The following is a 21,164-nucleotide window of genomic DNA, read 5'->3' as shown; positions in this document are numbered from 1 at the left end:
TGGGAGAGGCGTAATGGGTTACCCCAGGCATCGTCCGCGCCGGCTGCGGTCCACGCCGGCGATGCGTCGACTGGTGGCTCAAACCTCTTTGGAGCCACGGCATCTGGTGCTGCCGATGTTCGTCGCCGACGGGATCGATGAGCCGCGCCCGATCTCCTCGATGCCCGGCGTGGTGCAGCACACCAGGGATTCGTTGCGCCAGGCGGCCGCCGATGCGGTGGCGGCCGGCGTGGGTGGTCTGATGCTGTTCGGAGTGCCCCGTGACGAGGACAAGGATCCGACCGGTGCCGTCGGCGTCGATCCGGGCGGCATCCTCAACGTGGCGTTGCGGGACCTGGCCAAGGATCTGGGTGACGCGACCGTCCTGATGGCCGACACCTGCCTGGACGAGTTCACCGACCACGGGCACTGTGGCGTGCTCGATGCCGCGGGTCGGGTCGATAATGACGCGACCAACCTGCGCTATGTGGAACTTGCGGTGGCACAAGCGGAATCGGGTGCACACGTGGTGGGCCCCAGCGGAATGATGGACGGTCAGGTGGCCGCCATCCGCGACGGTCTCGATGCGGCCGGGCACGCCGATGTGGCCATCCTGGCCTATGCGGCCAAGTTCGCCTCGGCGTTCTACGGCCCGTTCCGCGAAGCGGTGTCGTCCAGCCTGGTCGGGGATCGGCGTACCTACCAACAGGATCCGGGCAATATCCGCGAAGCCGTGCACGAGGTCGAACTCGACATCGACGAGGGCGCCGACATCGTGATGGTCAAGCCGGCGATGAGTTACCTGGATGTGGTGCGCGCCGCCGCTGACATTTCACCGGTACCCGTTGCCGCATACCAGATTTCGGGGGAGTACTCGATGATCTGCGCCGCTGCGGCCAACGGCTGGATCGACCTGCAGGCCGCTGCACTGGAGTCGTTGACCGGAATCCGGCGAGCCGGGGCCGACATCGTGCTGACCTATTGGGCGGCCGACGTGGCCGGCTGGCTCGCGTGACCGATCCGGGGACCGAACAGGAACCGAGCCCGACCGGTCGTCCCGACGACGTCGACACCGGATTCTGGCTGTGGACTGCCGCACTGGTGCTGATGGTGGTCGGGTATCTGATCGACGCGTTGACCGGATCCGGCACTGGTGTGCAACGGTCCATGACGGTCGTCTTCTCGGTGATGTTCGTGGTGGTGCTGTCGTCGATCGTGGTGGCCTTCCTGATGCTGATGCGGCAGGGATATCGCTGGGCCCGCACGCTGTTGACCAGTGGGGGAATCGTCTCGGTACTGCACGCGATCAGCAGCCTGTTGACCGGCGAACGCCAGGATGCGGCGGCGATGGGATACGCGGTCACCGCGATCGTGGGGTCGGTGCTGATCGCGGGTGGCCTGTACCTGCTGCACCGCAAGGACGCCGACGGCTTCTTCACCCGCTGATTTCGCTACGCTTCCCGACAATGTCTTCGCCGTCATCGCACTCCTCCCCGTCGCGCCGCGCGACCATCGGATTCGGCTGCTGGTTGGTCGGCTCGGTGTTGTTGATCGCCGGCGGCATGCTCGCGGTTTCGGCGAGCATCCCGCCCGGCGTGAACACGATGTTGTACCGGGGGATCGGAGCACTCACCGTGCTGGCGGGCCTCGGTATGGCTTTCCTGGCGGGCCGCAGCCGCTCAGATGATCGCCACCGGCGCGCGGCGGTGGCATTGTCGCTGGCTATCGTGGTCCTGGTGCTGTTGACCGGCCTCAACGTTCTCGTGCTGGTCGCGCTGCTCCCGCTCATCGTGGGAACCGGCGTGAGCGCGCTGCCATTGCGGAGGGGTGACCATGGAGAGTGAACCGGTGAACAAGGTTGCCTCTGAAGTGCTGTTCTACGAGCAGGGCGCCAGTTGGGGCTGGCTCCTGCTCGGACCGTTCGCCGGGATCGGCATGGCGATTCTGCAGATGACCGGTGGCTACGGCCAGGACCTGTGGATCCCGATCGTGTTCCTGGTGCTGGTGTCGGTGTTCGTGGCCATCCAGATCAAGGCGGCGCGCATCCACACCTCGGTCGAGTTGACCGCCCAAACGCTGCGTCAGGGCGCGGAGACCATCAAGCTCGACGAGATCGTGTCGATCTACCCGGAGGCATCGGGCTCGGAGTCGCCGAAATGGCAGTCCGACCGTGCCCTCGGCGAGCTCAGCGGGGTGCCGCGCGGCCGGACCGGTATCGGGCTGAAGCTCACCGGTAACCGCGGCGCCCAGGCCTGGGCGCGCAAGCACCGGAAGCTGCGTGAGGCGCTGACCCCGCTGGTCGAGGAGCGCATGCCGTGAAACGCCGAGCCATGCTGGAGTTCGTGGTGGCTGCCGTTGCCGCGGTGGGTTGTGTGCTGAGCTGGATCGCGGCGTCGACCACGATCCAGGTGGCGCCCGTGCTCGACGGTGAGCCCCCGACCACCGCGATCAGCTATTCGGCGCCGATGCTGGTGCTGGCCTTGGTGCTCGCCGGTCTGGCGGGCGTACTGACCGTGTTGGGTATCGCGCGGTTGCGTCGCTGACCCGTGACCGATTGGCAGCCTGTCACGCGCGGTGAATCCGGCGCCGGGGTGTTCCGGAACGCGGACGGTTCCCGGTACGCGAAGGTGGTCGACGCCGCGGCGGTGGCCGATCTGGTTGCGGAGCGGGACCGGGTGTCGTGGGCGCACGGTCGCGGGCTGCCGGTGCCTGCGGTCATCGATTGGGGTAGCACCGAGGACGGCGGCGCCGTCCTGGTCACCAGTGCCGTCGGCGGCATCGCAGCCGATCGGCTCACGGAAACGGCACTGCGGACGGCCTGGCCCTCGATCGTGGCGGCGGTCCGCACCCTGCACGGCATCGCGCCCGCCGAATGTCCCTTCCGCCGCGATCTCGACGACATGCTGTCCCGGGCCCGCTCGGTGGTCGCCGCGGGCGCGGTCGACCCGGAGTTCCTGCGCGACGAGGACCGGGACGTCCCAGCCGGTGAACTGCTGGCCCGCGTCGAACGCGAGACCGAACTGCGCCGCCGGCAGGAGGCCGACGATCAGGTGGTGTGCCATGGCGATCTGTGCCTGCCGAACATCCTGATCGACCCCGACCGGCTCACTGTCGAGGGTTTCGTCGACCTTGGCCGCCTGGGCCTGGCGGATCGTCACGCCGACCTGGCGCTGCTGTTGGCCAACACTGCCGACACCTTCCCCGGTTTCGCCGAGGCAGCCGCGGCGGGACTGGCCTCGGGCTACCCGGCGGAGGTGGATCCGGAGCGGCTGCGGTTCTATCTCGCGCTCGATCCACTGACCTGGGGATGAGTACCCAAGGCGCGGTTCAGGAATCGAGCCAGGCCAACTCATCGGACAAGTGCGTGCGCCAGAACTCCTGATCGTGTCCGCCGGGGTAGAAGCCGGTGGCCGGGGTCCTCGGCAGTTGGTTGACGAACATTCGGGTCGCTGCGTAGAACCCGTCGCCGGTGCCGCAGTCGATGCGTAGCGGGATCGACCCCAGCGCCGGTAGCAGTCTCAGTGCCGAGTTCTGCTGCCAGTCTTCGAGGCTGTCGAAGGCGTCGGGTGGCGCGCCCCAGTACGTCAGGTACAGCGCCGGGCTGATCGCGCAGACCGCCGCGGTGCGCGCCGCGCCCAGTCTGGCGCCCAACAGCATGGCGCCGTAGCCGCCCATCGACCAGCCCATGAAGGCCACTCGCGAGGTGTCGATGCCCTTGGTACCCAACATCGGGATCAGTTCGTTGAGCACCATTGCCCCGGAGTCGCCGCCAGAGGCTCGACGGCGCCAGAACGAGTTGCCGCCATCGACACTGACCACTGCGAACGGCGGTCGGCCGGCCGCGGTCAGCCGGCCCAGCGCCTCCGGAATGCCCAGGTCCATCACGCCGGCGGCGTCGTTGTCCATCCCGTGCAGGGCGATCACCGGACGCAATGGGCCGTGCTGGCCCGGCGGGCGGGCGATGATCCAGTTGGTTTCGACTCCGCCGCGGGCCGCGGAGGTGAACGTCCCCGATTCGCGGGTCGGTAACGGGCTGCCCGCGGGGGCCGTCTGGTTGGGGCCCGGAGATGCGCGGGGCGTCGGCGGATCGAGCAGGCTGCCCAATGCCATCAGTCCCGCGACACCCGCGCCGGTGACACCTAGACGCAGCGCGTCACGGCGGGTCAGCGAGGTCACCTGCGCATCATTCCAACCATGGGTCTCAGCAGATGACACGGTCCGGCCACAGCGCGATAACGCCGCCCACCCGGTTCGGTGAGCCCGATCACAGAGCACTTGGTACAAAGTTCACAATCTGTAACACTGTGTCCATGACGGAATTGGCCGAGCAGCCCCAGCAGACCGACGCCCTGCCTCTCGGGCCGCAATCACTGGTCTGGAAGTACTTCGGCGACAACCGGATGTACCTGATCGGTCCCCGGCCGGCCGTTCTGCAGAACATGCTGGCCGAACTGGGCCAGGGCGTGCTCGACCATTCGACGTTCTTCTCCGACACCGCCGAGCGGCTCAAGCGCACCATCCCGCCGATCTTCCGCACCGTGTACGGCACCGAGGATGAGAACGCCGGCACCCAGGTCCGCGACTTCCACCACCACGTCAAGGGCGATATGCCGGACGGGTCCCGTTACCACGCACTGGATCCCGACACGTACTTCTGGGCGCATGCGACGTTCGTCGAGCAGGTTCTCTACTTCGCCGACACCTTCGTCAAACGGCTCAGCGACGCCGAGAAGGAACAGATCTATCTGGAGTCCAAGACCTGGTACCGCCGCTACGGCGTCAGCGACCGGCCGATGCCGGCCACCTACGCCGAATTCGAGCAGTACTGGGACCGGATGATGAACGAGGTGGCGGTCCCGCACAAATCTGCCCGCTACGGCGTCGGCTATGTCACCAAGGGCTTTCCCTGCCCGAAGGGGGTGCACCCGGCCGCGTGGCGCGTGGTGGCCACGGTGTTCGACCCGGTCGCGGCATTCCTGACCGCGGGGGGCCTGCCGCCGCGCGCCCGTGACCTGCTCGACCTGCCGTGGAGCGAGCGTCAGGAACGCAATTATCAGCGGTTCGCCGCCGTCTGGCGGACCCGCCCGGTGAACTGGGTGTGGGACCATCTACCGATGAGCGTGCGCTACAACAAATTTGCGCAAAAGGGCTATGCCCAGGTTTGATTCGTCGCCCGCGACGGGAGCCGATTCGTCGCCCGCGACGGGCCCTGATTCGTCGCCCGCGACGGGCCCTGATTCGTCGCCCGCGACGGGCCCTGATTCGTCGCCCGCGACGGTGGCAATCCTGGACGCGGCCCTCGTCGAGTTCGAGCGGCACGGCCTGCGCCGGGTCGCGCTCGACGATGTCGCGCGGCGGGCCGGGGTCAGCCGCACCACGATCTACCGCCGATTCGCCAATCGTGACGAATTGGTGGCGGCGGTGATCGAGCGGGAGAACGTCGCGCTGTTCGCGGACATCGCCAACGAGTTGAAAGATGCAGGGCCGCAATCGAATTATTATGTCGAGGCGTTCACGCTCTCGATTCTGCGGTTCCGGCGCCACCATGTGCTCAACCAGTTGATCGCCGATGAGCCGGCTCTGGTCATGGAGCTGCTGCACACCCACTACGGTGCGGCGATCGAACGGATGGCCGCGGCGCTCAAGGTGATCTTCCCGGCCGGGTTCGCCGACCGGATCGGTGCGCAGGCGGTCAACGACCTGGCCGACACCATCCTGCGTTACGCCGGGATGGTCCTGTTGCTGCCCAGCGTCGAGCCGCTCGATACGGCCGAGGACATCCGGGCGTTCGCCACCCGCCATTTCCTGCCCAGTCTGCCGGTGTCGCTGCGCACCGTTTCAGCCTGATCGGCGACCAAGTCGGGGGCGCCGAAGTGTTTGGTAGCTCACATTTTCGGGCAGCCGGTACGGATGACCACCAACAAGCCCCCGCCCATCAGTGAAGAGAACCGCAAGGAAGCCGAGCGCGTCATGAGCTCCTATGACGACTCCCGCCCCACCGTCACCCTGCCGGGCAGCCACGGCACGGTGTCCGGCACCGCCGTCAACGACTGGGTCGATGACGACGGCAACCCCATCTACGGCCAGCCCGAAAGCAAGAAGTAACCACCAACCTGCGACGTCGCCGGTTGTGCCATGCCTACTGTGGCGATGTGACTGTTACCCCGCTGGACCGGATCGCCCCTGCCTTCGTGACGATGGCCCATCAGATCGTGTGGGCCTCGGTGGCCACCGTCGACGCCGACGGTCAACCCCGCACCCGCATCCTGCACCCGATCTGGGAGTGGGACGGCACCGATCTGTTCGGTTGGGTCGCCACCGTGCCCACTCCGGTTAAACGCGCGCACCTGGCAGTGCATCCGCACGTCTCGGTCAGCTACTGGACCACCAACCACGACACCTGTGCAGCGGACTGCCTGGTGGAGTGGTACACCGACGACGAGACCTGCACGCAGGTGTGGGACCGTTTCGCGAACGGACCGGCGCCGGTGGGGTATGACCCGCACATCATCCCGCAGTGGAGCGACGGGCCGTCGTCGGATCAGTTCGCCGCGTGGCGATTGACTCCTTACCGGCTGCGGGTGATGCCGGGCACGGTCATGACTGCGGGTTCCGGTGAGGTGCTGAACTGGCGGGCGTGACGCCGGTATCTCGCGTGCCCGTATTTCGCGCGACCGGATGCAATGGCCACCGCTGCCGGTCGGCGTCATGGCCGGTGTGCCACGACACGACAGCTGCGGCGACCTCGCGGACATCGTCGTCGGTGTTGATCACCGCACAGCTGGCCGCGAGTTCGGGCAACCCGTTGACCAGGCACTCATAGCCGATTCGGTGCGTCAGGCCACGGGTCCATCGCAGCGCGATCGCCCGGCGGCCAGCAGGTAGCCGCCGGGCGTCGCAGATCAACAGGACCCGACGCGCCCCCACCGTGAGGGCGGTCGCGGTCGCCAACTCGCACGCTTCGTTCTCACAGGCGCGTAATCGCCTGTGCCACGCGATGGTTCGGCGCCCGCCGAACCGGGATCGCACCGAACGCCCGTCGAAAATCGTGATCACCGACTCGATCGAGTCGATCTCGGCTGCGCTCAGCAGCGGTGCGGGCGAACCGGTGGTGTGCCAAGGTGTCCGGATCGGCACCCGGGCACACGGCGGATGTGCGTGTTTGACCGCGATGGCGGCGCGCCTCAGCGAGGCGGTGACAGAGCCGGAGAGGTCGGTCAGCCAACCGAGCATCAGTACCTGCGGGCCGGCGGCCTCTCGATCCGCCACTGCAATTCCACCCGCCGATCTCAGTCCCGTCGCAAATTTTCATGCTGCTGTCCGCCATTTTTTTGCACAAATGATCCGCCCCGATAAATAAATTAAGGATCCGATTGGATCGGAGCGTCGAATGCCCTGATTCAATATGTCAATTCAACGGGAATCAATTTCCGTGCCACCCGGGTGGGAACCGTTCACCCGGGTGCTCCGGCGGCATGTAACCGTGAAAAAATGCACTCCAGGCCGCTAAACGCGGTCGGGGCGCTTCCTTCTTGGAACGATCTCCCCGGACTCGGCGGCCTTGTCACGTTTTGCTGCTCGCCGTTCCTTGATGGTCATCGCCGGTTTTTTGGGCGTGCGACCTTGGGATTTATCAGCCATCGTTGCTCCTTTTACTCGCAAACAATCACTGAGCCCGACCATACATCAGAAAAAATTAAAAGCCAGTCGGCGGTTTTCGACCGTCGACACCATTGAGCCACCGCTATGCGGGCCGGTGCCTGACCTTCGGGGTGGGGTCGTCGTGGCCGAGGTGCAGACCGGGAACCAACATCGCCACCCGGTGCCGGTAGTCGCGGTACTGATCACCCAGGTTGTCCACCAGGTCGCGCTCTTCGAGTTGGATCGCCACCAGGATGTAGGCGGTGCTGACCGCCGCGAACAACAGATGGCCCGCGGTCATCGTCGGGATGGCCCAGAACGCGATGATGAACCCGGCCATGATCGGGTGCCGGATCACCCGGTAGAACATCACCGTCTGGAACCCGAGTTCGCTGTACGGTCGGCCGCGCCAGTTCAGCCACACCTGCCGTAACCCGAACAGGTCGAAGTGGTTGATCATGAACGTCGAGGCGAACACCGTGGCCCAGCCCAGCCAGAACAGCGCCCACAGAATCACCCGGCCCGCAGTGGATTCCACGTCCCACACGATCGCGGGCATGGTGCGCCACTGCCAGTACAAGAGGAGCAGTGCCAGGCTGGAGAGCAACACGTACGTGCTGCGTTCGATGACTTGCGGGACGATCCGCGTCCATCGGTCCTTGAACCACGGACGGGCCATCACGCTGTGCTGGATGGCGAACACCGACAGCAGCAACAGGTTGACGAGTACGGCCTCGGCGGTGGGGGCGGCGATGCCGGAATCGACCGTGCGCGGCACCACGAAATTGCCGATGAACCCGATCGCGTAGAGGAACGACACCACGAAGAGGAGATAGCTCGCGATGCCGTAGCCGATGATGAGTAGGCGCTTCATGGTGACCTCCTGCCACCGATGGGACAGATGCCGCGCCCTGCTGCGTACCGCAGTAGTGGCCTATTCACGGTAGACCTTGTATCCCCAGGTGAACAGGGGTTTACGGCAGTGTCCGCGCCTACTCTCGCCGGTCTGTCTAGGCGGAACGCTCCGCCTTGGCGGCCTCGCGCGCCAGCATGCGGTCGCGCTGCTCCTCGAACCTGAGGACCTGCTTCTGCAGATCCTCTAGGTAGGTGGCGAGTTGCTCGCGGCGCTTCTCGCCGACTGCGCTCACGTCGTTGCGCTCGAAGATCCGCCATTTCTTGACGTTGGGCATCACCACCTCTTCGAGGTGTTGGCGCAGGTCATAGATGCCGTGCTTGGCCATGATCACGCTGTTGCGGCGCCAGTTGGGCATTCCCCGCCCGGGCATCCGGAACCCTTCGATGATGGCGCACACCGCCTCCATCGCCTGGTCGGGTGAGAGGTCGAAACCGGCGGAGAACACGTTGCGGTAGAACACCATGTGCAGGTTCTCGTCGGTCGCGACGCGCTGCAGCATCGACTCGGCCAGAGGGTCGTCGCAAATCTTGCCGGTGTTGCGGTGGCTGACGCGGGTCGCGAGTTCCTGCAGGGTGGCATAAGCCGCGATCATCAGCGGGCCAGGTTCGTGAATCTCGCGTTCTTCCTCGTCGGGGTCGTAGCCGTTGCGCATGTGTTCCATGCGCATGCGCTCCAGGGCGACGGGGTCCACTCCACGGGTGACGACGAGGTAGTCGCGGATGACGATGCCGTGGCGGTTCTCTTCGGCGGTCCACTGGTTGACCCAATGGCCCCAGGCCCGGTCGAGTGAGAAGTGATTCGCCGCGCCGCGGTGGTAGGACGGCAGGTTGTCCTCGGTGAGCAGATTGGTGATCATCGCGACCTTGGCGACTTCGGACAGGCCCGACTGCTCCGGTGCCCAGTCTTCACCGCCCAGCGCCGCGAAGTTGCGGCCGAGGTCCCACGGAACGTAGTCGTGCGGATGCCACTCCTTGGCGACCTTCAGATGGTGATTGAGGCCTTCTTCGGCAACCGGCTCAAGTTCCTTGAGGATCTCGTCGTCGGTCAAATTTCTCTGCACAGAGTCCCTCCAGTTTTGGCCCCGTCGTCGCGCAGGTACGAATGTTGTTCGTCGCGCAATCGGGCCGGCAGTGTTGCCGAGCTTCGATCTCGGTCGATCCCAGCGACGCGTGAATGCACCCGTATGGGGTGCGGGCTCGACATCGACAGGCTGTCCCGCCCGTTGCACCGGCTCCCCCATTTCGGTGGCGGGACTCCGATACCTTAGCTGGCGGAGCCGATACCACAACTTGTAGCTCGCCGGGGAAGACGAGCTACATCGGCAATCGAGCAGCCAACTTCGGGTTCGACCCGTCTCGACGGTGGCGGTTCGTGGACGAAAGTGAGTTCTCCCACTGTTTGCTTTTGCCGACCGCGGCGAACCGGATCAGATCCGGCGCAGCAGCACGGCCTGTTCGACCGGCACGCGTTCGAAGAGCCGCCGCACCCGGCCCTTCACATGCTCGGCGGCCTCGGCTTTCGTTACCACCCGCGGATCGGTGAGTCGGATGGTCTTGCCGTGCCGGCGCATCTGTGCGCCGCCGGCTGCGGTGATGTTCTTGAGCCAGTCGCGGTTGGGTCCGTAGGTGAGCAGGATCGCGACGCCTCCGTCGGCGGGGAACACCGACAGCGGGGTGCGGTAGCGGGTGCCGGACTTGCGGCCGACGTGTTCGAGGATGCCGTAGAGGGGTGCCCATCCGGCCCAGAGCTTCTGGATGGGGTTGGTGACGTACCGGTTGAGCCGCGCCAGCCATTGCGGGAGTTGCATGGCCCCATTGAATCTTGGCCGTGACGGCGGTCACAACCTACTGTGGTTGGATTTCGGTCGGTTGCGTCCGCGTCCTTGTGGGCGGCCTCGGCTCTCAGCCGGCGCGTCTGAGTAACAGCGTGTGCTCGACACCCACGCGTGCCATCAGTTGGCGCCACGGCGCCCGCAAATGTGGCAGCGCCTGGGTGGTCGGCACGATTCGGGGCTGATCGACGGCGAAGGTGCGTCCTTGCAATTTCACTCGGCCGCCGCCCGCGTGCTGCAGGTTTTTCACCCAATCCCGTTGTCGCCCATAGGGCAGGAGCACCGCCACCCCGTCGTCGGTGCTGAACGCCGTGACCGGTGTGCGGTAGATGGTGCCACTGCGCAGCCCGGTGTGCTCGATGATCGACCAGATCGGCAGGTAGCCCGATATGGGCCGGAAGATCCGGTTGGTGACGCGTCGATTGAACCGAGCGCGGCGGTCTGAGAATCGCACCATCAGATCATCTTGCCGCGATCTTGCCGCGCCGGGTCGAATGAGCCGAGACTGAATCCATGGCCTATCTCAAACCGCCGTGGTTCGTCCGGAAGGTGTTCAACCGAGTCGCCATGGCGACCGGCGTGGGGCACAGCGAGACGCTCACCGTGACCCGGCGGACCAACAAGCAGCCGCAGCAGATTCCGGTGGTCGTCCCTGTCGTCGACGGGGTCAGGTACCTGGTGTCGACCCGCGGGGAGTCGGACTGGGTGCGCAATGTGCGGGCCGATCCCAAGGTGCGGCTCGGATCCGCGGAGTATCTCGCGACTGAGGTTCCGGTGCCGCAGCGGGCGCCGGTGATCGCCGCCTACCGCCCGCTGGCGGGGAAGGTGGTGGAGGGTTACTTCCGCGATCTGCCCGACGACGCCGATCACCCGGTGTTCGCGCTGACGCCGGCGGAGTGACCGCGTCCACTACACCCTGTAGTTGACCGATTTGCACCGGCTGGGACACTGGTGGTCATGCGTGTTGACGAACCGCACATCCAGCGATCGGCCCAGCTGTTCGCCGATGCCTGCGCGGTGATCCCTGGGGGAGTGAACTCCCCGGTCCGGGCCTTCAACTCGGTCGGCGGCACCCCGCGGTTCATCACCTCGGCCAAGGGCTACTGGCTGACCGATGCCGATGACAATCGGTACGTCGACCTGGTCTGTTCGTGGGGCCCGGCGCTGCTCGGCCACGCCCACCCGGCGGTCGTGGAGGCCGTGCAGAAGGTGGCGGTCGACGGGCTGAGCTTCGGCGCCCCGACCCCGTCGGAGACCGAACTGGCCGCTGAGATCATCGACCGGGTCGCCCCGGTCGAGCGGCTGCGGCTGGTCAACTCGGGCACCGAGGCCACCATGAGCGCGATCCGGCTGGCTCGCGGTTACACCGGCCGCGCCAAGATCATCAAGTTCTCGGGCTGCTATCACGGGCACAGTGACGCGCTGCTGGCCGACGCCGGTTCGGGCGTCGCCACTCTGGGCCTGCCGTCCTCGCCAGGTGTCACCGGTGCGGCCGCCGCCGACACCATCGTGCTGCCGTACAACAACGTTGCCGCGCTCGAAGAGGTCTTCGGCCGGTTCGGCGACGAGATCGCTTGTGTCATCACCGAAGCCAGCCCCGGCAACATGGGCACGGTGCCGCCGCTGCCCGGGTTCAACGCGGCGCTGCGCCGGATCACCGCGGCGCACGGCGCGCTGCTGATCCTGGATGAGGTGATGACGGGTTTCCGGGTGAGCCGCGCCGGTTGGTACGGACTCGATCCCGTCGACGCCGACCTGTTCACGTTCGGGAAGGTGATGAGCGGCGGCCTGCCTGCCGCGGCGTTCGGCGGCAGCGCCGAGGTGATGGGCAGGCTGGCCCCGCTGGGGCCCGTCTACCAGGCCGGAACTCTGTCCGGTAACCCGGTTGCGATGGCCGCGGGCCTGGCCACGTTGCGCCACGCCGACGACGCCGCTTACGCCCGGGTGGACGCCAATGCCGACCGGTTGGCCGGTCTGCTCACCGGGGCTCTCACCCATGCCGGTGTGGTCCATCGCGTGCAGCGCGCGGGCAACATGCTCAGCGTGTTCTTCACCGACGAGCCGGTCGACGACTTCGCCGCGGCCAAGGCGACCGAAACCTGGCGTTTCCCACCGTTTTTCCACGCACTGTTGGAGGCTGGGGTGTACCCGCCCTGTAGCGCATTCGAAACCTGGTTCGTGTCAAGCATTTTGGATGACGAGGCGTTCGAGCGCATCGCAGACGCGCTGCCCGGCGCGGCCCGTGCCGCCGCGGAGGCCCGCCCGTGACGAACCGAGCTGTGCCGGTACGAACCACAGTGCACGTGATGCGGCACGGCGAGGTGTTCAACCCCGAGAAGGTGCTCTACGGCCGGCTGCCCGGCTACCACCTGTCCGAGCGTGGGCAGGCCCAGGCCCGGGCTGCCGCGGACTGGTTGGCCGGCAAGGACATCGTCTACGTCGTGGCCTCCCCGCTGGAGCGTGCGCAGGAGACGGCCGCGCCGATCGCCGAGAGTCACGGCCTGGCGATCGACACCGACGACGAGCTCATCGAGTCGTGGAACATGTTCGAGGGGGAGCGGGTGGCCCCGGGCGACGGCGCGCTGCGCGACCCGAGGAACTGGCCGAAGTTGCGTAACCCGGCCAAACCGTCCTGGGGCGAGCCCTATGCCGAGATCGCGCCGCGGATGATGGCGGCCATGCACCGGGCCCGCGAGAAGGCGGCCGGGCACGAGGCGGTCTGTGTCAGCCATCAGCTCCCGGTGGAGACGCTGCGCCGGGCGATGACCGGTCGCAAGTTGGCGCATCTGCCGTTGCCGCACAGCCGGCTGTGCGATCTGTCCTCGATCACGTCGTTCACCTTCGATGACGACAAACTGATCCGATGGGGCTACACGGAGCCCTGGGGAATCTGAATGAGGTCGTTGGTCGCCCGGGTGAGTGCGGCGGTGCTGGCGGGGCTGGTGCTGCTCACCGGCTGCTCGACGGGTGACGACGCGGTGGCCCAGGGCGGCACGTTCGAGTTCGTCGCACCGGGTGGCAAGACCGACATCTACTACGACCCGCCCGAAAAGCGGGGCACCCCAGGAAAATTGAGCGGTCCGGAACTGACCGACCCGAGCAAGACCCTCTCGCTGGAAGATTTCGCCGGCAAGGTCGTGGTGATCAACGTGTGGGGCCAGTGGTGTGGGCCATGCCGGGCCGAGATCGGCCAGTTGCAGCAGGTATATGAGGAGACGCGCCACCTCGGCGTTCAGTTCCTGGGCATCGACGTACGGGACAACAATCGAGACGCCGCAGTCGATTTCGTCACCGACCGCAAGGTCACCTTCCCGTCCATCTACGACCCGGCGATGCGCACCATGCTCGCCTTCGGCGGCAAGTACCCGACCACGGTGATCCCGTCGACGGTCGTGCTGGACCGTCAGCACCGCGTGGCGGCGGTATTCCTGCGTGAACTGCTGGCCGACGATCTGCGACCGGTCGTCGAGCGGTTGGCTGCCGAAGGACAGCAGCCATGACGGGATTCGCCGAGATCGCCGCCGCCGGGCCGGTGCTGCTGGCGCTCGGGATCAGCGTGCTGGCCGGATTGGTGTCGTTCGCCTCGCCGTGCGTGGTGCCGCTGGTGCCCGGCTATCTCTCGTATCTGGCCGCGGTGGTCGGGGTGCAGGAGGGTCCGGTGGCGACCGAGGCCGGGGCTACCCGGCAGGCCACCAGGACCGCGCGACTGCGGGTGGCCGGCGCGGCCGCGTTGTTCGTCGCGGGCTTCACCGTGGTGTTCCTGCTCGGCGCCGTGGCCGTCCTGGGGATGACCACCACGCTGATCGCCAATCAGGTTCTGCTGCAACGCATCGGCGGTGTCGTCACGATCCTGATGGGCCTGGTGTTCGTCGGCTTCGTGCCGGCGCTGCAGCGTCAGGCCCGGTTCGCCCCGCGGCAGTGGTCCACGATGGCCGGCGCACCGCTTTTGGGCGCGGTGTTCGCGCTGGGCTGGACCCCGTGCCTGGGCCCGACGCTGACCGGTGTGATCGCAGTGGCCTCGGCCACCGACGGCGCGACCGTGGCGCGCGGGGTGGTGCTGGTGCTGGCGTACTGCCTGGGACTGGGTATCCCGTTCGTACTGCTGGCCCTGGGTTCGGCGCGGGCCGTGACGGGCTTGGGCTGGCTGCGCCGGCACACCCGCACCATCCAGATCTTCGGCGGCGTGCTGCTGATCCTGGTGGGCACGGCCTTGGTGACCGGCCTGTGGAACGAATTCGTATCGTGGGTGCGCGACGCCTTCGTCAGTGATGTGAGGCTGCCGATCTGATGGTTACTTCCGACTCGCGAACAGACCCGCAGGTACCCGAGACTCAGCGGCCCGGGGTGTTTTCGCGTCTGCTCGCGCTGGTTCGGAACACCTGGCGCACCCTGACGTCGATGGGCACGGCGCTGGTGCTGCTGTTCCTGCTGGCCCTCGGGGCGATCCCGGGTGCGCTGTTACCGCAACGCAGCCTCAACGAATCCAAGGTCGACGAATACCTGGCAGCCCATCCCACCCTGGGGCCGTGGTTGGACCGGGTGCAGGCCTTCGATGTGTTCTCCAGCTTCTGGTTCACCTCGATCTACGTGTTGCTGTTCATCTCCCTGGTGGGTTGCCTGACACCGCGGATGATCGAGCATTTCCGGAGCATGCGTGCGGTACCCGTGCCTGCACCGCGCAACCTGGGCCGGCTCCCCAAACACCAGGCCGAGCAGCTGACGGGCGACGCCGACGAGATCGCCACAACGATGACGCGGCGGCTCAAGGGCTGGCGCACCGTCACCCGCAAACAAGAGGACGAGATCACTGAAATTTCAGCAGAGAAGGGCTACCTGCGCGAGTTCGGCAACATCGTCTTCCACTTCTCGCTGCTGGGTCTGCTGGCGGCCGTCGCCGCGGGGAAGCTGTTCGGCTACGAGGGCAACGTCATCGTGATCGCCGACAGCGGGCCTGGATTCTGCACCGCCTCGCCGGCTGCCTTCGACTCGTTCCGGGCGGGCAACACGGTCGACGGCACGTCACTGAGCCCGGTCTGCCTGCGGGTCAACAGCTTCGACGCCGACTATCTGCCCACCGGGCAGGCGTTGTCGTTCGCCGCCGACATCGACTACCAGTCCGGCGATGATCTGGCCGCGAACACCTGGCGGCCCTACCGTCTTGAGGTCAACCATCCGCTGCGTATCGGCGGCGACCGGGTGTATCTGCAGGGCCACGGGTATGCGCCGTCGTTCACCGTGACGTTCCCCGACGGGCAGCAACGCAGCCAGACCATCCAGTGGCGCCCCGAAGAACAGACAACTCTGTTGTCCTCGGGCGTCGTGCGCATCGACCCGCCCGCCGGTACGTATCCCGACGCCGAGGAACGGCGGAAACACCAGATCGCGATCCAGGGACTGTTCGCGCCCACCAAGCAACTCGAGGGCACGCTGCTCTCGTCGAGTTACCCCGCGCTCAACGATCCGGCGGTGGCCATCGACATCTATCGTGGCGACACCGGCCTCGACACCGGGCGGCCGCAGTCGTTGTTCTCCCTCGACCCCCGGTTGATCGATCGCAAGCAGCTGACCAAGGCGGCCCGCGTCAACCTGGTGCAAGGCCAGGACACCCGGCTCGATGACGGCACCAAGGTCCGCTTCGACGGTGCAGTCCCGTTCGTCAATCTGCAGGTCTCGCACGACCCGGCCCAGGTGTGGGTGCTGGTGTTCGCGATGTCCATGATGGCCGGGTTGCTGGTGTCGTTGGTGGTGCGTCGACGCCGGATCTGGGTTCGGATCCAAGCTGCTCCAGCAGGTACGGTGAACGTCGAGCTGGGCGGGCTGGCCCGTACCGACAACTCCGGCTGGGGCGATGAGTTCGAGAAGCTGACGGAGCGGTTGTTGGAGGGCTACGAGCAGCCGGCGGCAGGAGAGAAGGCGGAGCAGTGAATACCGAGCACATCGATATCGGGCTTGCCAGGTACTCCGACTGGGCGTTCACGTCGTCGGTCGTGGTCCTGGTCGGGGCGCTGATCCTGCTCGCCGTCGAACTTGCCTACAGTCGCGGCCGCAAAGTCGAAACCCGTGAACTGGTCGGCGCGACCGTCGGTGCCGACAGTGTCACTCCCGGCGTCGTCGCCGAGGAACCCCGGCGCCCGTTCGACGAGCGGGTCGGCAAGACCGGACTGGCGCTCACCTACGTCGGCATCGGCATGTTGTTCGTCTGCATCGTGTTGCGCGGCCTGGCCACGTCGCGGGTGCCGTGGGGCAACATGTACGAGTTCATCAACCTGACCAGCTTTTGCGGCCTGATCGCCGCCGCGGTGGTGCTGCGCAAGCCGCAGTACCGCGTGCTGTGGGTGTTCGTCCTGGTTCCGGTGCTGATCCTGCTGACGGTGTCGGGTCGCTGGCTGTACTCCAACGCCGCGCCCGTGATGCCTGCGCTGCAGTCCTACTGGCTGCCCATCCACGTGTCCGTGGTGAGCCTCGGCTCCGGGGTGTTCCTGGTCGCCGGTGTGGCCAGCATCCTGTTCCTGCTGAAGATGTCGCCGCTGGGCGAGCCCGGGCGGGAAGGCGCCGTCGCGCGGATCATCGATCGGCTGCCCGACGCGCAGACGCTGGACCGCATTGCCTACCGCACCACGATCTTCGCGTTCCCGATCTTCGGTTTCGGGGTGATCTTCGGTGCGATCTGGGCCGAGGAGGCCTGGGGTCGGTACTGGGGTTGGGATCCCAAGGAGACGGTGTCGTTCATCGCCTGGGTGGTGTACGCGGCCTATCTGCATGCGCGCTCGACCGCCGGCTGGCGGGACCGCAAGTCGGCCTGGATCAACGTGGTGGGTTTCGTCGCGATGGTGTTCAACCTGTTCTTCATCAACCTGGTGACCGTGGGTCTGCATTCGTATGCGGGGGTTGGCTAGGCACCGTCCGGTTGGTGAGATGACCGTGCGGAAGCGTGTGGAAAAGAGGGGAATTCGTGTCCGAGCCAGTGTCTGAGTCAGTGTCTGAGTCAGTGTCGGAGCCGGTGTCCGAGCCGTCCGAAGCACAGGATCCCGCACCGCAGGACATCAGCGAACCATCGACAGACGCGCCGGCAGACGAGCCTGCTTCGGTCGATCCGGACACCCCGCCTGCCGCCGACCCAGCGCCGGCGGCCCCGATCGCCCCGGCCCCGGCCGTCGCGCCGGCTCCGGTGTCGGAGCCCCCGCTGGTCCCGTCGGTGTTCGCCCCGATACCCGGATTCCGCGGTCAGCAGCGGTTCAGCAATCCCTCCGAGCCCGGCGTCTCCACGCCGCTGCCCGCCGAGTGGACCGCCCCGACACCGCCGCACGGTGTCCCGGTGATCACGGCACCGCCCGTGCCCGGAAGTTTCGACGGAGCACCTGCCGGAGTTTTCGCGGGCCCGGCCGGACGCCCCGGCGTGCCCGGACAGCCAGTGCCCGGACATCCGCTGGCACCTGCACATCCCGTCGTCCCTGGGCGACCCGCCGCTGGAGTTGATGCGCGGCCCGCCGCGGGGTCTATTGAGCGGTCCGCCGCTGGGTCTATTGAGCGGTCCGCCGCTGGATCTTTTGAGCGGCCCGCCGCTGGCGACTTCGCCACGCCCTACCGCGACCTCTCCACCGATGCCCTGCTGGGGCAGCGCAAGAATCCGCCCAACTCGGGCTGGCGCAAGGCCCTCTACGTCGCGTCGTTCAAGCAGATCAACGTCGGCGAGAGCCCCAAAGCCACGCACCACAACAACCTGATCGCCGAGGTCAGCCAGCCTTTGCAGGGGTGCTACCGGATCGCGCTGATGTCGCTGAAGGGCGGCGTCGGCAAGACCACGATCACCGCGACGCTGGGGGCCACGTTCGCCTCGACCCGCGGAGACCGGGTGGTCGCGGTGGATGCCAACCCCGACCGGGGCACGCTGAGCCAGAAGGTGCCACTGGAGACGGCCGCGACGGTGCGGCACCTGCTGCGCGACGCCGAGGGCATCGAGCGGTACAGCGATGTGCGGGCGTACACCTCGCAGGGGCCGAGCCGCCTTGAGGTGCTGGCCTCCGAGAGCGATCCGGCGGTGTCGGAGGCATTCAGCTCGGACGATTATCTGCGCGCGCTCGAGGTGCTCGAGCGGTTCTACAGCCTGGTGCTCACGGATTGCGGTACGGGTCTGATGCACTCGGCGATGTCGGCGGTGTTGTCCAAGGCCGATGTGCTGGTGGTGATCAGCTCGGGTTCGGTGGACGGGGCGCGCAGTGCGTCCGCGACGCTGGATTGGCTCGACGCCCACGGGCATCAGGATCTGGTGCGCAATTCCATCGCGGTGATCAATGCGGTGCGTCCGCGCTCGGGCAAGGTCGATCTGTCCAAGGTGGTCGACCACTTCTCCCGGCGGTGCCGTGCCGTGCGGCTGGTGCCGTTCGACCCGCATCTGGAGGAGGGCGCCGAGATCAGCCTGGAGCGGCTCAAGCCCGGTACCCGGGAGGCATTGATCGAGCTGGCCGCCGTGGTGGCGTCCGACTTCGCCGGGGCCCGGCGGTCAGTGAATCGCGCGCCCGGCGCGCGCTAGTTGCGGGGGTTGTCGCCGTGCCCGAGGCGACGCAGGAATTCCGGGTCGTCGTCGGGGCCGATCACCCGCGTTTTGGGTCGACTGCCCGAGACCCGCGCCAGCCGCCAGCCGAGATACACCAGGCTTGCTGCGGCGATGAGCAGGAGTAGATATGCCACTCGAAACCTCCTTGATCCGAATATACGCGCCGTCGGTAGGCTCGGAGCGTGTCAGGAAGTGGTTCGACCTCCCGGATGGTCACCGACGTCGTGGTTTACCTCATTGCCCGGCTGGTGCTGGTCGCTGTGCTGGCTGCGGCGATCTATGGGGTGGGGCAGTTGGTCGTAGCGAATTTCCCGGTCGTGGTGGCGCTGCTGTTCGCCATCGTGATCGCGCTGCCGTTGGGGATCTGGCTGTTCCGGCCGTTACGTGAGCGGGCGACGGCCTCCATCGCCCTGGTCGACGAGCGGCGACGCAAGGACCGTGAGCAGTTGCAGGCCCGGCTGCGTGGCGACGAGCCGCCGAAATCCGCATAGGGCAGACCATTTTCCAGAACGTGATCCGGTGCGCTCGCGCTACCGGATGAAGGCCGACCCCTTTTCCTGGTCCAGGTAGGTTTCGGACTTGTTCTTGAGGAAGAGCACGTATACCGCCAGCGAGATGGCGATACACGCCGTCACGTAGGCGATGAACCACGGTACGTGGCCGCCTTCCTTGAGGGCCTGGTAGATCACCGGTGCGGTCCCGCCGAACATCGAATTCGCCAGTGCGTAGCCGATTCCCACGCCGAGGGCGCGCACGTGTGCGGGGAACAACTCGGATTTCACGAGCGCGTTGATCGAGGTGTAGCCGGTCAGGATCACATAGCCGACGGCCACCAGCAGGAACGACAACAGCGGCGAATGTGTCTGGGGCAGATACGTGAACAGAATGTAGGTGTAGATCACCCCGCCCACGCCGAAGAACACCAGCAGCGGTTTGCGGCCGACCTTGTCGCTGATCATTCCGCCGACGGGTTGGATCGCCATCAGGAAGATCAGCCCGACCAGGTTCACCCAGGTCGCCGTCATCGCCTGGTCCTTGTAGGTGGTCTTCACGATGGCAGGAGCGTTGACGCTGTAGGCGTAGAACGCCAGCGTGCCGCCCATGGTGATCAGGAAGCACAGCAGCAGAGGCTTTGCGTAGCGGGTGAGCAGTTCGGAGAGCGACCCTGCGCTCTTGTCCTTGCCTTCCCGGATGGCTTCGAGTTGTTCCTCCGACAGCGATTCGTCCATCGTTCGCCGCAGCCAGAACACCACGATCGCGGCCACGCCGCCGATGGCAAAGCCGATGCGCCAACCGAATTCGTGGACCTGCTCGGTGCTGAAGGAGGTCAGGATGATCAGCAGGGTGAACTGCGCCAGCACGTGACCGCCCACCAAGGTCACGTACTGGAACGACGAGAAGAAGCCGCGCCGCTCCCGGGTGGCGGCCTCGGACATGTAGGTCGCCGAGGTGCCGTACTCGCCGCCGGTCGCGAAGCCCTGCACCAGCCGGCACAGGATGAGAATGACCGGCGCTGCGACACCGATGGTTTCGCGCGACGGCACGAGTGCGATCACCAGCGAGCACAGGGCCATCAGCGAGACGCTGACGGTCAGTGCGGCGCGCCGGCCACGCCGGTCGGCGAAGCGGCCGAAGAACCATGAACCGATCGGGCGGGTGAGGAACGTGACAGCGAAGATCGCGTAGACGTAGACGGTGGCGTTCTTGTCGGCCTTGTCGAAGAACTGCGCTTCGAAGTACGTGGCGAACACCGTGTAGACGTAGACGTCGTACCACTCGACGAGGTTGCCCGACGAACCCCGGATGGTGTTCCAGATGGCCCGACGGGTTTCGGCGCGGCCCGACGGTGCGGGCTGATGCGCCTCGGTCGAAATGGTCATGCGCATCCCCCAGATGGTCGGCATTGCAGGCCGACGGCCACGTTAGTGCAATACCGCTGGTGCTGTGGGGGGATGAGAGCTGCAGGCTGCGCCGCGCCGTGTCAACTTTTCTTGACGCCTGTCCGATGTCAAGTTACGTTGACATGGTGAGTGATGTCGATGAGCTGATCACCGATGGCGCCGGCAGCGCAGACCCCGCCGTCGGACTACGCGCGGTGCGGGCCCTGCAGCGTCTGCAGGAGCGATTGGAGGCCATCCACGTCGCCAACGCTCGAGACCAGGGCTGGAGCTGGCAGGCCATCGCTGATGCCCTTGAGGTCAGCCGTCAGGCCGTGCACCAAAAGCACAATCGGAGGGGATGAC

At 66.5% G+C, this 21,164-nt stretch carries 29 protein-coding genes; 20 read left to right on the top strand and 9 right to left on the bottom strand.

Annotated elements, in window-relative coordinates; translation table 11 throughout:
* Positions 1-13: 13 nt before the first annotated feature.
* Genes hemB through AC4ELH_RS18660 form a run of 6 tightly spaced genes read left to right on the top strand, consistent with a single transcriptional unit; the run spans position 14 to position 3,290 of the window.
* Positions 14-994 carry a porphobilinogen synthase gene (hemB, locus tag AC4ELH_RS18685; RefSeq protein ID WP_498885884.1) on the top strand — a complete coding sequence of 327 codons (981 nt, stop codon included), beginning with the start codon at positions 14-16 and terminating at the stop codon, positions 992-994.
* Positions 991-1,425 carry a hypothetical protein gene (locus AC4ELH_RS18680; RefSeq protein WP_064882281.1) on the top strand — a complete coding sequence of 145 codons (435 nt, stop codon included), beginning with the start codon at positions 991-993 and terminating at the stop codon, positions 1,423-1,425. Before hemB ends, AC4ELH_RS18680 begins: the two co-directional genes overlap by 4 nt.
* Before the next feature lie 20 nt (positions 1,426-1,445).
* Positions 1,446-1,823, top strand: coding sequence for a hypothetical protein (locus tag AC4ELH_RS18675; RefSeq protein ID WP_498885882.1), 378 nt, complete (start codon positions 1,446-1,448; stop codon positions 1,821-1,823).
* The gene (gene mce1N / locus AC4ELH_RS18670; RefSeq protein WP_064882286.1) at positions 1,813-2,298 is read left to right on the top strand and encodes a transport-regulating membrane protein Mce1N; all 486 of its coding nucleotides are present in this window, start codon (positions 1,813-1,815) and stop codon (positions 2,296-2,298) included. Before AC4ELH_RS18675 ends, mce1N begins: the two co-directional genes overlap by 11 nt.
* Positions 2,295-2,522 carry a hypothetical protein gene (locus tag AC4ELH_RS18665; protein WP_448443785.1) on the top strand — a complete coding sequence of 76 codons (228 nt, stop codon included), beginning with the start codon at positions 2,295-2,297 and terminating at the stop codon, positions 2,520-2,522. The genes mce1N and AC4ELH_RS18665 overlap by 4 nt, the downstream gene beginning before the upstream one ends.
* Before the next feature lie 3 nt (positions 2,523-2,525).
* On the top strand, positions 2,526-3,290 hold the full coding sequence (locus tag AC4ELH_RS18660) for an APH(3'') family aminoglycoside O-phosphotransferase (RefSeq protein WP_064882290.1): 765 nt from the start codon (positions 2,526-2,528) through the stop codon (positions 3,288-3,290).
* Between the two features lie 16 nt (positions 3,291-3,306).
* Here the strand turns inward: AC4ELH_RS18660 and AC4ELH_RS18655 are convergent, their stop codons facing one another.
* The gene (locus tag AC4ELH_RS18655; protein ID WP_448443782.1) at positions 3,307-4,155 is read right to left on the bottom strand and encodes an alpha/beta hydrolase; all 849 of its coding nucleotides are present in this window, start codon (positions 4,153-4,155) and stop codon (positions 3,307-3,309) included.
* Positions 4,156-4,289: 134 nt separating this feature from the next.
* Between AC4ELH_RS18655 and AC4ELH_RS18650 the strand changes: the two genes are divergently transcribed.
* The 4 genes from AC4ELH_RS18650 to AC4ELH_RS18635 all read left to right on the top strand — a co-directional run bounded on the left by AC4ELH_RS18650 (position 4,290) and on the right by AC4ELH_RS18635 (position 6,620).
* The gene (locus AC4ELH_RS18650; protein ID WP_064882294.1) at positions 4,290-5,144 is read left to right on the top strand and encodes an oxygenase MpaB family protein; all 855 of its coding nucleotides are present in this window, start codon (positions 4,290-4,292) and stop codon (positions 5,142-5,144) included.
* Positions 5,145-5,256: 112 nt separating this feature from the next.
* Entirely contained in the window at positions 5,257-5,826 is a 570-nt protein-coding gene (locus tag AC4ELH_RS18645) for a TetR/AcrR family transcriptional regulator (protein ID WP_064882296.1), read from the top strand.
* 63 nt (positions 5,827-5,889) lie between these two features.
* The gene (locus tag AC4ELH_RS18640) at positions 5,890-6,084 is read left to right on the top strand and encodes a hypothetical protein (protein ID WP_064882298.1); all 195 of its coding nucleotides are present in this window, start codon (positions 5,890-5,892) and stop codon (positions 6,082-6,084) included.
* Between the two features lie 92 nt (positions 6,085-6,176).
* Positions 6,177-6,620: a pyridoxamine 5'-phosphate oxidase family protein gene (locus tag AC4ELH_RS18635; RefSeq protein ID WP_498886217.1), complete on the top strand. Its 444-nt coding sequence runs from the start codon at positions 6,177-6,179 to the stop codon at positions 6,618-6,620.
* Here AC4ELH_RS18635 and AC4ELH_RS18630 read toward each other — a convergent pair.
* The 6 genes from AC4ELH_RS18630 to AC4ELH_RS18605 form a co-directional block, all read right to left on the bottom strand.
* The gene (locus AC4ELH_RS18630; RefSeq protein WP_498885878.1) at positions 6,577-7,248 is read right to left on the bottom strand and encodes a hypothetical protein; all 672 of its coding nucleotides are present in this window, start codon (positions 7,246-7,248) and stop codon (positions 6,577-6,579) included. The genes AC4ELH_RS18635 and AC4ELH_RS18630 overlap by 44 nt on opposite strands.
* Before the next feature lie 237 nt (positions 7,249-7,485).
* A complete protein-coding gene (locus AC4ELH_RS18625; RefSeq protein WP_269085843.1) occupies positions 7,486-7,620 on the bottom strand; it encodes a hypothetical protein in 135 nt (44 codons plus the stop codon).
* A 103-nt stretch (positions 7,621-7,723) separates the two neighbouring features.
* Positions 7,724-8,494, bottom strand: a complete 771-nt coding sequence (gene mddA, locus AC4ELH_RS18620) for a methanethiol S-methyltransferase (RefSeq protein WP_498885875.1) — start codon at positions 8,492-8,494, stop codon at positions 7,724-7,726.
* 136 nt (positions 8,495-8,630) lie between these two features.
* On the bottom strand, positions 8,631-9,596 hold the full coding sequence (locus tag AC4ELH_RS18615; RefSeq protein ID WP_463791073.1) for an acyl-ACP desaturase: 966 nt from the start codon (positions 9,594-9,596) through the stop codon (positions 8,631-8,633).
* Positions 9,597-9,962: 366 nt separating this feature from the next.
* Positions 9,963-10,343 carry a nitroreductase family deazaflavin-dependent oxidoreductase gene (locus AC4ELH_RS18610; protein WP_448443773.1) on the bottom strand — a complete coding sequence of 127 codons (381 nt, stop codon included), beginning with the start codon at positions 10,341-10,343 and terminating at the stop codon, positions 9,963-9,965.
* Between the two features lie 94 nt (positions 10,344-10,437).
* Positions 10,438-10,824, bottom strand: coding sequence for a nitroreductase family deazaflavin-dependent oxidoreductase (locus AC4ELH_RS18605; protein ID WP_498885872.1), 387 nt, complete (start codon positions 10,822-10,824; stop codon positions 10,438-10,440).
* 56 nt (positions 10,825-10,880) lie between these two features.
* On the opposite strand from AC4ELH_RS18605, the gene AC4ELH_RS18600 reads away from it, so the two are divergent.
* From AC4ELH_RS18600 to AC4ELH_RS18565, 8 genes are all read left to right on the top strand, one after another.
* The gene (locus tag AC4ELH_RS18600) at positions 10,881-11,267 is read left to right on the top strand and encodes a nitroreductase/quinone reductase family protein (RefSeq protein WP_448443769.1); all 387 of its coding nucleotides are present in this window, start codon (positions 10,881-10,883) and stop codon (positions 11,265-11,267) included.
* Between the two features lie 57 nt (positions 11,268-11,324).
* Positions 11,325-12,635: a glutamate-1-semialdehyde 2,1-aminomutase gene (gene hemL, locus AC4ELH_RS18595; RefSeq protein WP_448443767.1), complete on the top strand. Its 1,311-nt coding sequence runs from the start codon at positions 11,325-11,327 to the stop codon at positions 12,633-12,635.
* 38 nt (positions 12,636-12,673) lie between these two features.
* A complete protein-coding gene (locus AC4ELH_RS18590) occupies positions 12,674-13,261 on the top strand; it encodes a histidine phosphatase family protein (protein ID WP_064882312.1) in 588 nt (195 codons plus the stop codon).
* Positions 13,262-13,867, top strand: coding sequence for a TlpA family protein disulfide reductase (locus AC4ELH_RS18585; protein ID WP_448443765.1), 606 nt, complete (start codon positions 13,262-13,264; stop codon positions 13,865-13,867).
* Positions 13,864-14,655 carry a cytochrome c biogenesis CcdA family protein gene (locus AC4ELH_RS18580; RefSeq protein ID WP_064882317.1) on the top strand — a complete coding sequence of 264 codons (792 nt, stop codon included), beginning with the start codon at positions 13,864-13,866 and terminating at the stop codon, positions 14,653-14,655. Before AC4ELH_RS18585 ends, AC4ELH_RS18580 begins: the two co-directional genes overlap by 4 nt.
* Before the next feature lie 110 nt (positions 14,656-14,765).
* On the top strand, positions 14,766-16,292 hold the full coding sequence (locus AC4ELH_RS18575; protein ID WP_498886214.1) for a cytochrome c biogenesis protein ResB: 1,527 nt from the start codon (positions 14,766-14,768) through the stop codon (positions 16,290-16,292).
* The gene (gene ccsB / locus AC4ELH_RS18570; protein WP_064882320.1) at positions 16,289-17,263 is read left to right on the top strand and encodes a c-type cytochrome biogenesis protein CcsB; all 975 of its coding nucleotides are present in this window, start codon (positions 16,289-16,291) and stop codon (positions 17,261-17,263) included. Before AC4ELH_RS18575 ends, ccsB begins: the two co-directional genes overlap by 4 nt.
* 272 nt (positions 17,264-17,535) lie before the next feature.
* On the top strand, positions 17,536-18,897 hold the full coding sequence (locus AC4ELH_RS18565; protein ID WP_498886212.1) for a MinD/ParA family ATP-binding protein: 1,362 nt from the start codon (positions 17,536-17,538) through the stop codon (positions 18,895-18,897).
* Here AC4ELH_RS18565 and AC4ELH_RS18560 read toward each other — a convergent pair.
* Complete coding sequence (locus AC4ELH_RS18560; protein ID WP_003882924.1) at positions 18,894-19,055, bottom strand: hypothetical protein; 162 nt, start codon at positions 19,053-19,055, stop codon at positions 18,894-18,896. The genes AC4ELH_RS18565 and AC4ELH_RS18560 overlap by 4 nt on opposite strands.
* A 75-nt stretch (positions 19,056-19,130) precedes the next feature.
* Here AC4ELH_RS18560 and AC4ELH_RS18555 point away from each other — a divergent pair, with 75 nt between their 5' ends.
* Positions 19,131-19,412 carry a DUF4229 domain-containing protein gene (locus tag AC4ELH_RS18555; protein ID WP_463791179.1) on the top strand — a complete coding sequence of 94 codons (282 nt, stop codon included), beginning with the start codon at positions 19,131-19,133 and terminating at the stop codon, positions 19,410-19,412.
* Between the two features lie 39 nt (positions 19,413-19,451).
* On the opposite strand, the gene AC4ELH_RS18550 is transcribed toward AC4ELH_RS18555, so the two are convergent.
* Positions 19,452-20,801: an MFS transporter gene (locus AC4ELH_RS18550; protein ID WP_498885868.1), complete on the bottom strand. Its 1,350-nt coding sequence runs from the start codon at positions 20,799-20,801 to the stop codon at positions 19,452-19,454.
* A 143-nt stretch (positions 20,802-20,944) separates the two neighbouring features.
* On the opposite strand from AC4ELH_RS18550, the gene AC4ELH_RS18545 reads away from it, so the two are divergent.
* A complete protein-coding gene (locus tag AC4ELH_RS18545; protein ID WP_448444176.1) occupies positions 20,945-21,163 on the top strand; it encodes a helix-turn-helix domain-containing protein in 219 nt (72 codons plus the stop codon).
* The last annotated feature ends 1 nt before the right edge of the window (position 21,164 follow it).

The sequence above is a fragment of the Mycobacterium shunyiense genome (assembly GCF_058270075.1).
Note: the sequence above shows the minus strand (reverse complement) of the source record. Positions and strands in the feature narration are given on the sequence as shown.

What these genes read in the sequence shown, in the direction of transcription:
- hemB (WP_498885884.1), top strand. Translation starts at nt 14, where the DNA reads ATGGGTTACCCCAGGCATCGTCCGCGCCGGCTGCGGTCCACGCCGGCG.
- AC4ELH_RS18675 (WP_498885882.1), top strand. Translation starts at nt 1,446, where the DNA reads ATGTCTTCGCCGTCATCGCACTCCTCCCCGTCGCGCCGCGCGACCATC.
- mce1N (WP_064882286.1), top strand. Translation starts at nt 1,813, where the DNA reads ATGGAGAGTGAACCGGTGAACAAGGTTGCCTCTGAAGTGCTGTTCTAC.
- AC4ELH_RS18650 (WP_064882294.1), top strand. Translation starts at nt 4,290, where the DNA reads ATGACGGAATTGGCCGAGCAGCCCCAGCAGACCGACGCCCTGCCTCTC.
- AC4ELH_RS18640 (WP_064882298.1), top strand. Translation starts at nt 5,890, where the DNA reads ATGACCACCAACAAGCCCCCGCCCATCAGTGAAGAGAACCGCAAGGAA.
- AC4ELH_RS18635 (WP_498886217.1), top strand. Translation starts at nt 6,177, where the DNA reads ATGGCCCATCAGATCGTGTGGGCCTCGGTGGCCACCGTCGACGCCGAC.
- AC4ELH_RS18625 (WP_269085843.1), bottom strand. Translation starts at nt 7,620, where the DNA reads ATGGCTGATAAATCCCAAGGTCGCACGCCCAAAAAACCGGCGATGACC.
- mddA (WP_498885875.1), bottom strand. Translation starts at nt 8,494, where the DNA reads ATGAAGCGCCTACTCATCATCGGCTACGGCATCGCGAGCTATCTCCTC.
- AC4ELH_RS18610 (WP_448443773.1), bottom strand. Translation starts at nt 10,343, where the DNA reads ATGCAACTCCCGCAATGGCTGGCGCGGCTCAACCGGTACGTCACCAAC.
- AC4ELH_RS18605 (WP_498885872.1), bottom strand. Translation starts at nt 10,824, where the DNA reads ATGGTGCGATTCTCAGACCGCCGCGCTCGGTTCAATCGACGCGTCACC.
- AC4ELH_RS18600 (WP_448443769.1), top strand. Translation starts at nt 10,881, where the DNA reads ATGGCCTATCTCAAACCGCCGTGGTTCGTCCGGAAGGTGTTCAACCGA.
- hemL (WP_448443767.1), top strand. Translation starts at nt 11,325, where the DNA reads ATGCGTGTTGACGAACCGCACATCCAGCGATCGGCCCAGCTGTTCGCC.
- AC4ELH_RS18590 (WP_064882312.1), top strand. Translation starts at nt 12,674, where the DNA reads ATGCGGCACGGCGAGGTGTTCAACCCCGAGAAGGTGCTCTACGGCCGG.
- AC4ELH_RS18585 (WP_448443765.1), top strand. Translation starts at nt 13,262, where the DNA reads ATGAGGTCGTTGGTCGCCCGGGTGAGTGCGGCGGTGCTGGCGGGGCTG.
- AC4ELH_RS18580 (WP_064882317.1), top strand. Translation starts at nt 13,864, where the DNA reads ATGACGGGATTCGCCGAGATCGCCGCCGCCGGGCCGGTGCTGCTGGCG.
- AC4ELH_RS18575 (WP_498886214.1), top strand. Translation starts at nt 14,766, where the DNA reads ATGGGCACGGCGCTGGTGCTGCTGTTCCTGCTGGCCCTCGGGGCGATC.
- AC4ELH_RS18555 (WP_463791179.1), top strand. Translation starts at nt 19,131, where the DNA reads ATGGTCACCGACGTCGTGGTTTACCTCATTGCCCGGCTGGTGCTGGTC.
- AC4ELH_RS18550 (WP_498885868.1), bottom strand. Translation starts at nt 20,801, where the DNA reads ATGACCATTTCGACCGAGGCGCATCAGCCCGCACCGTCGGGCCGCGCC.
- AC4ELH_RS18545 (WP_448444176.1), top strand. Translation starts at nt 20,945, where the DNA reads ATGGTGAGTGATGTCGATGAGCTGATCACCGATGGCGCCGGCAGCGCA.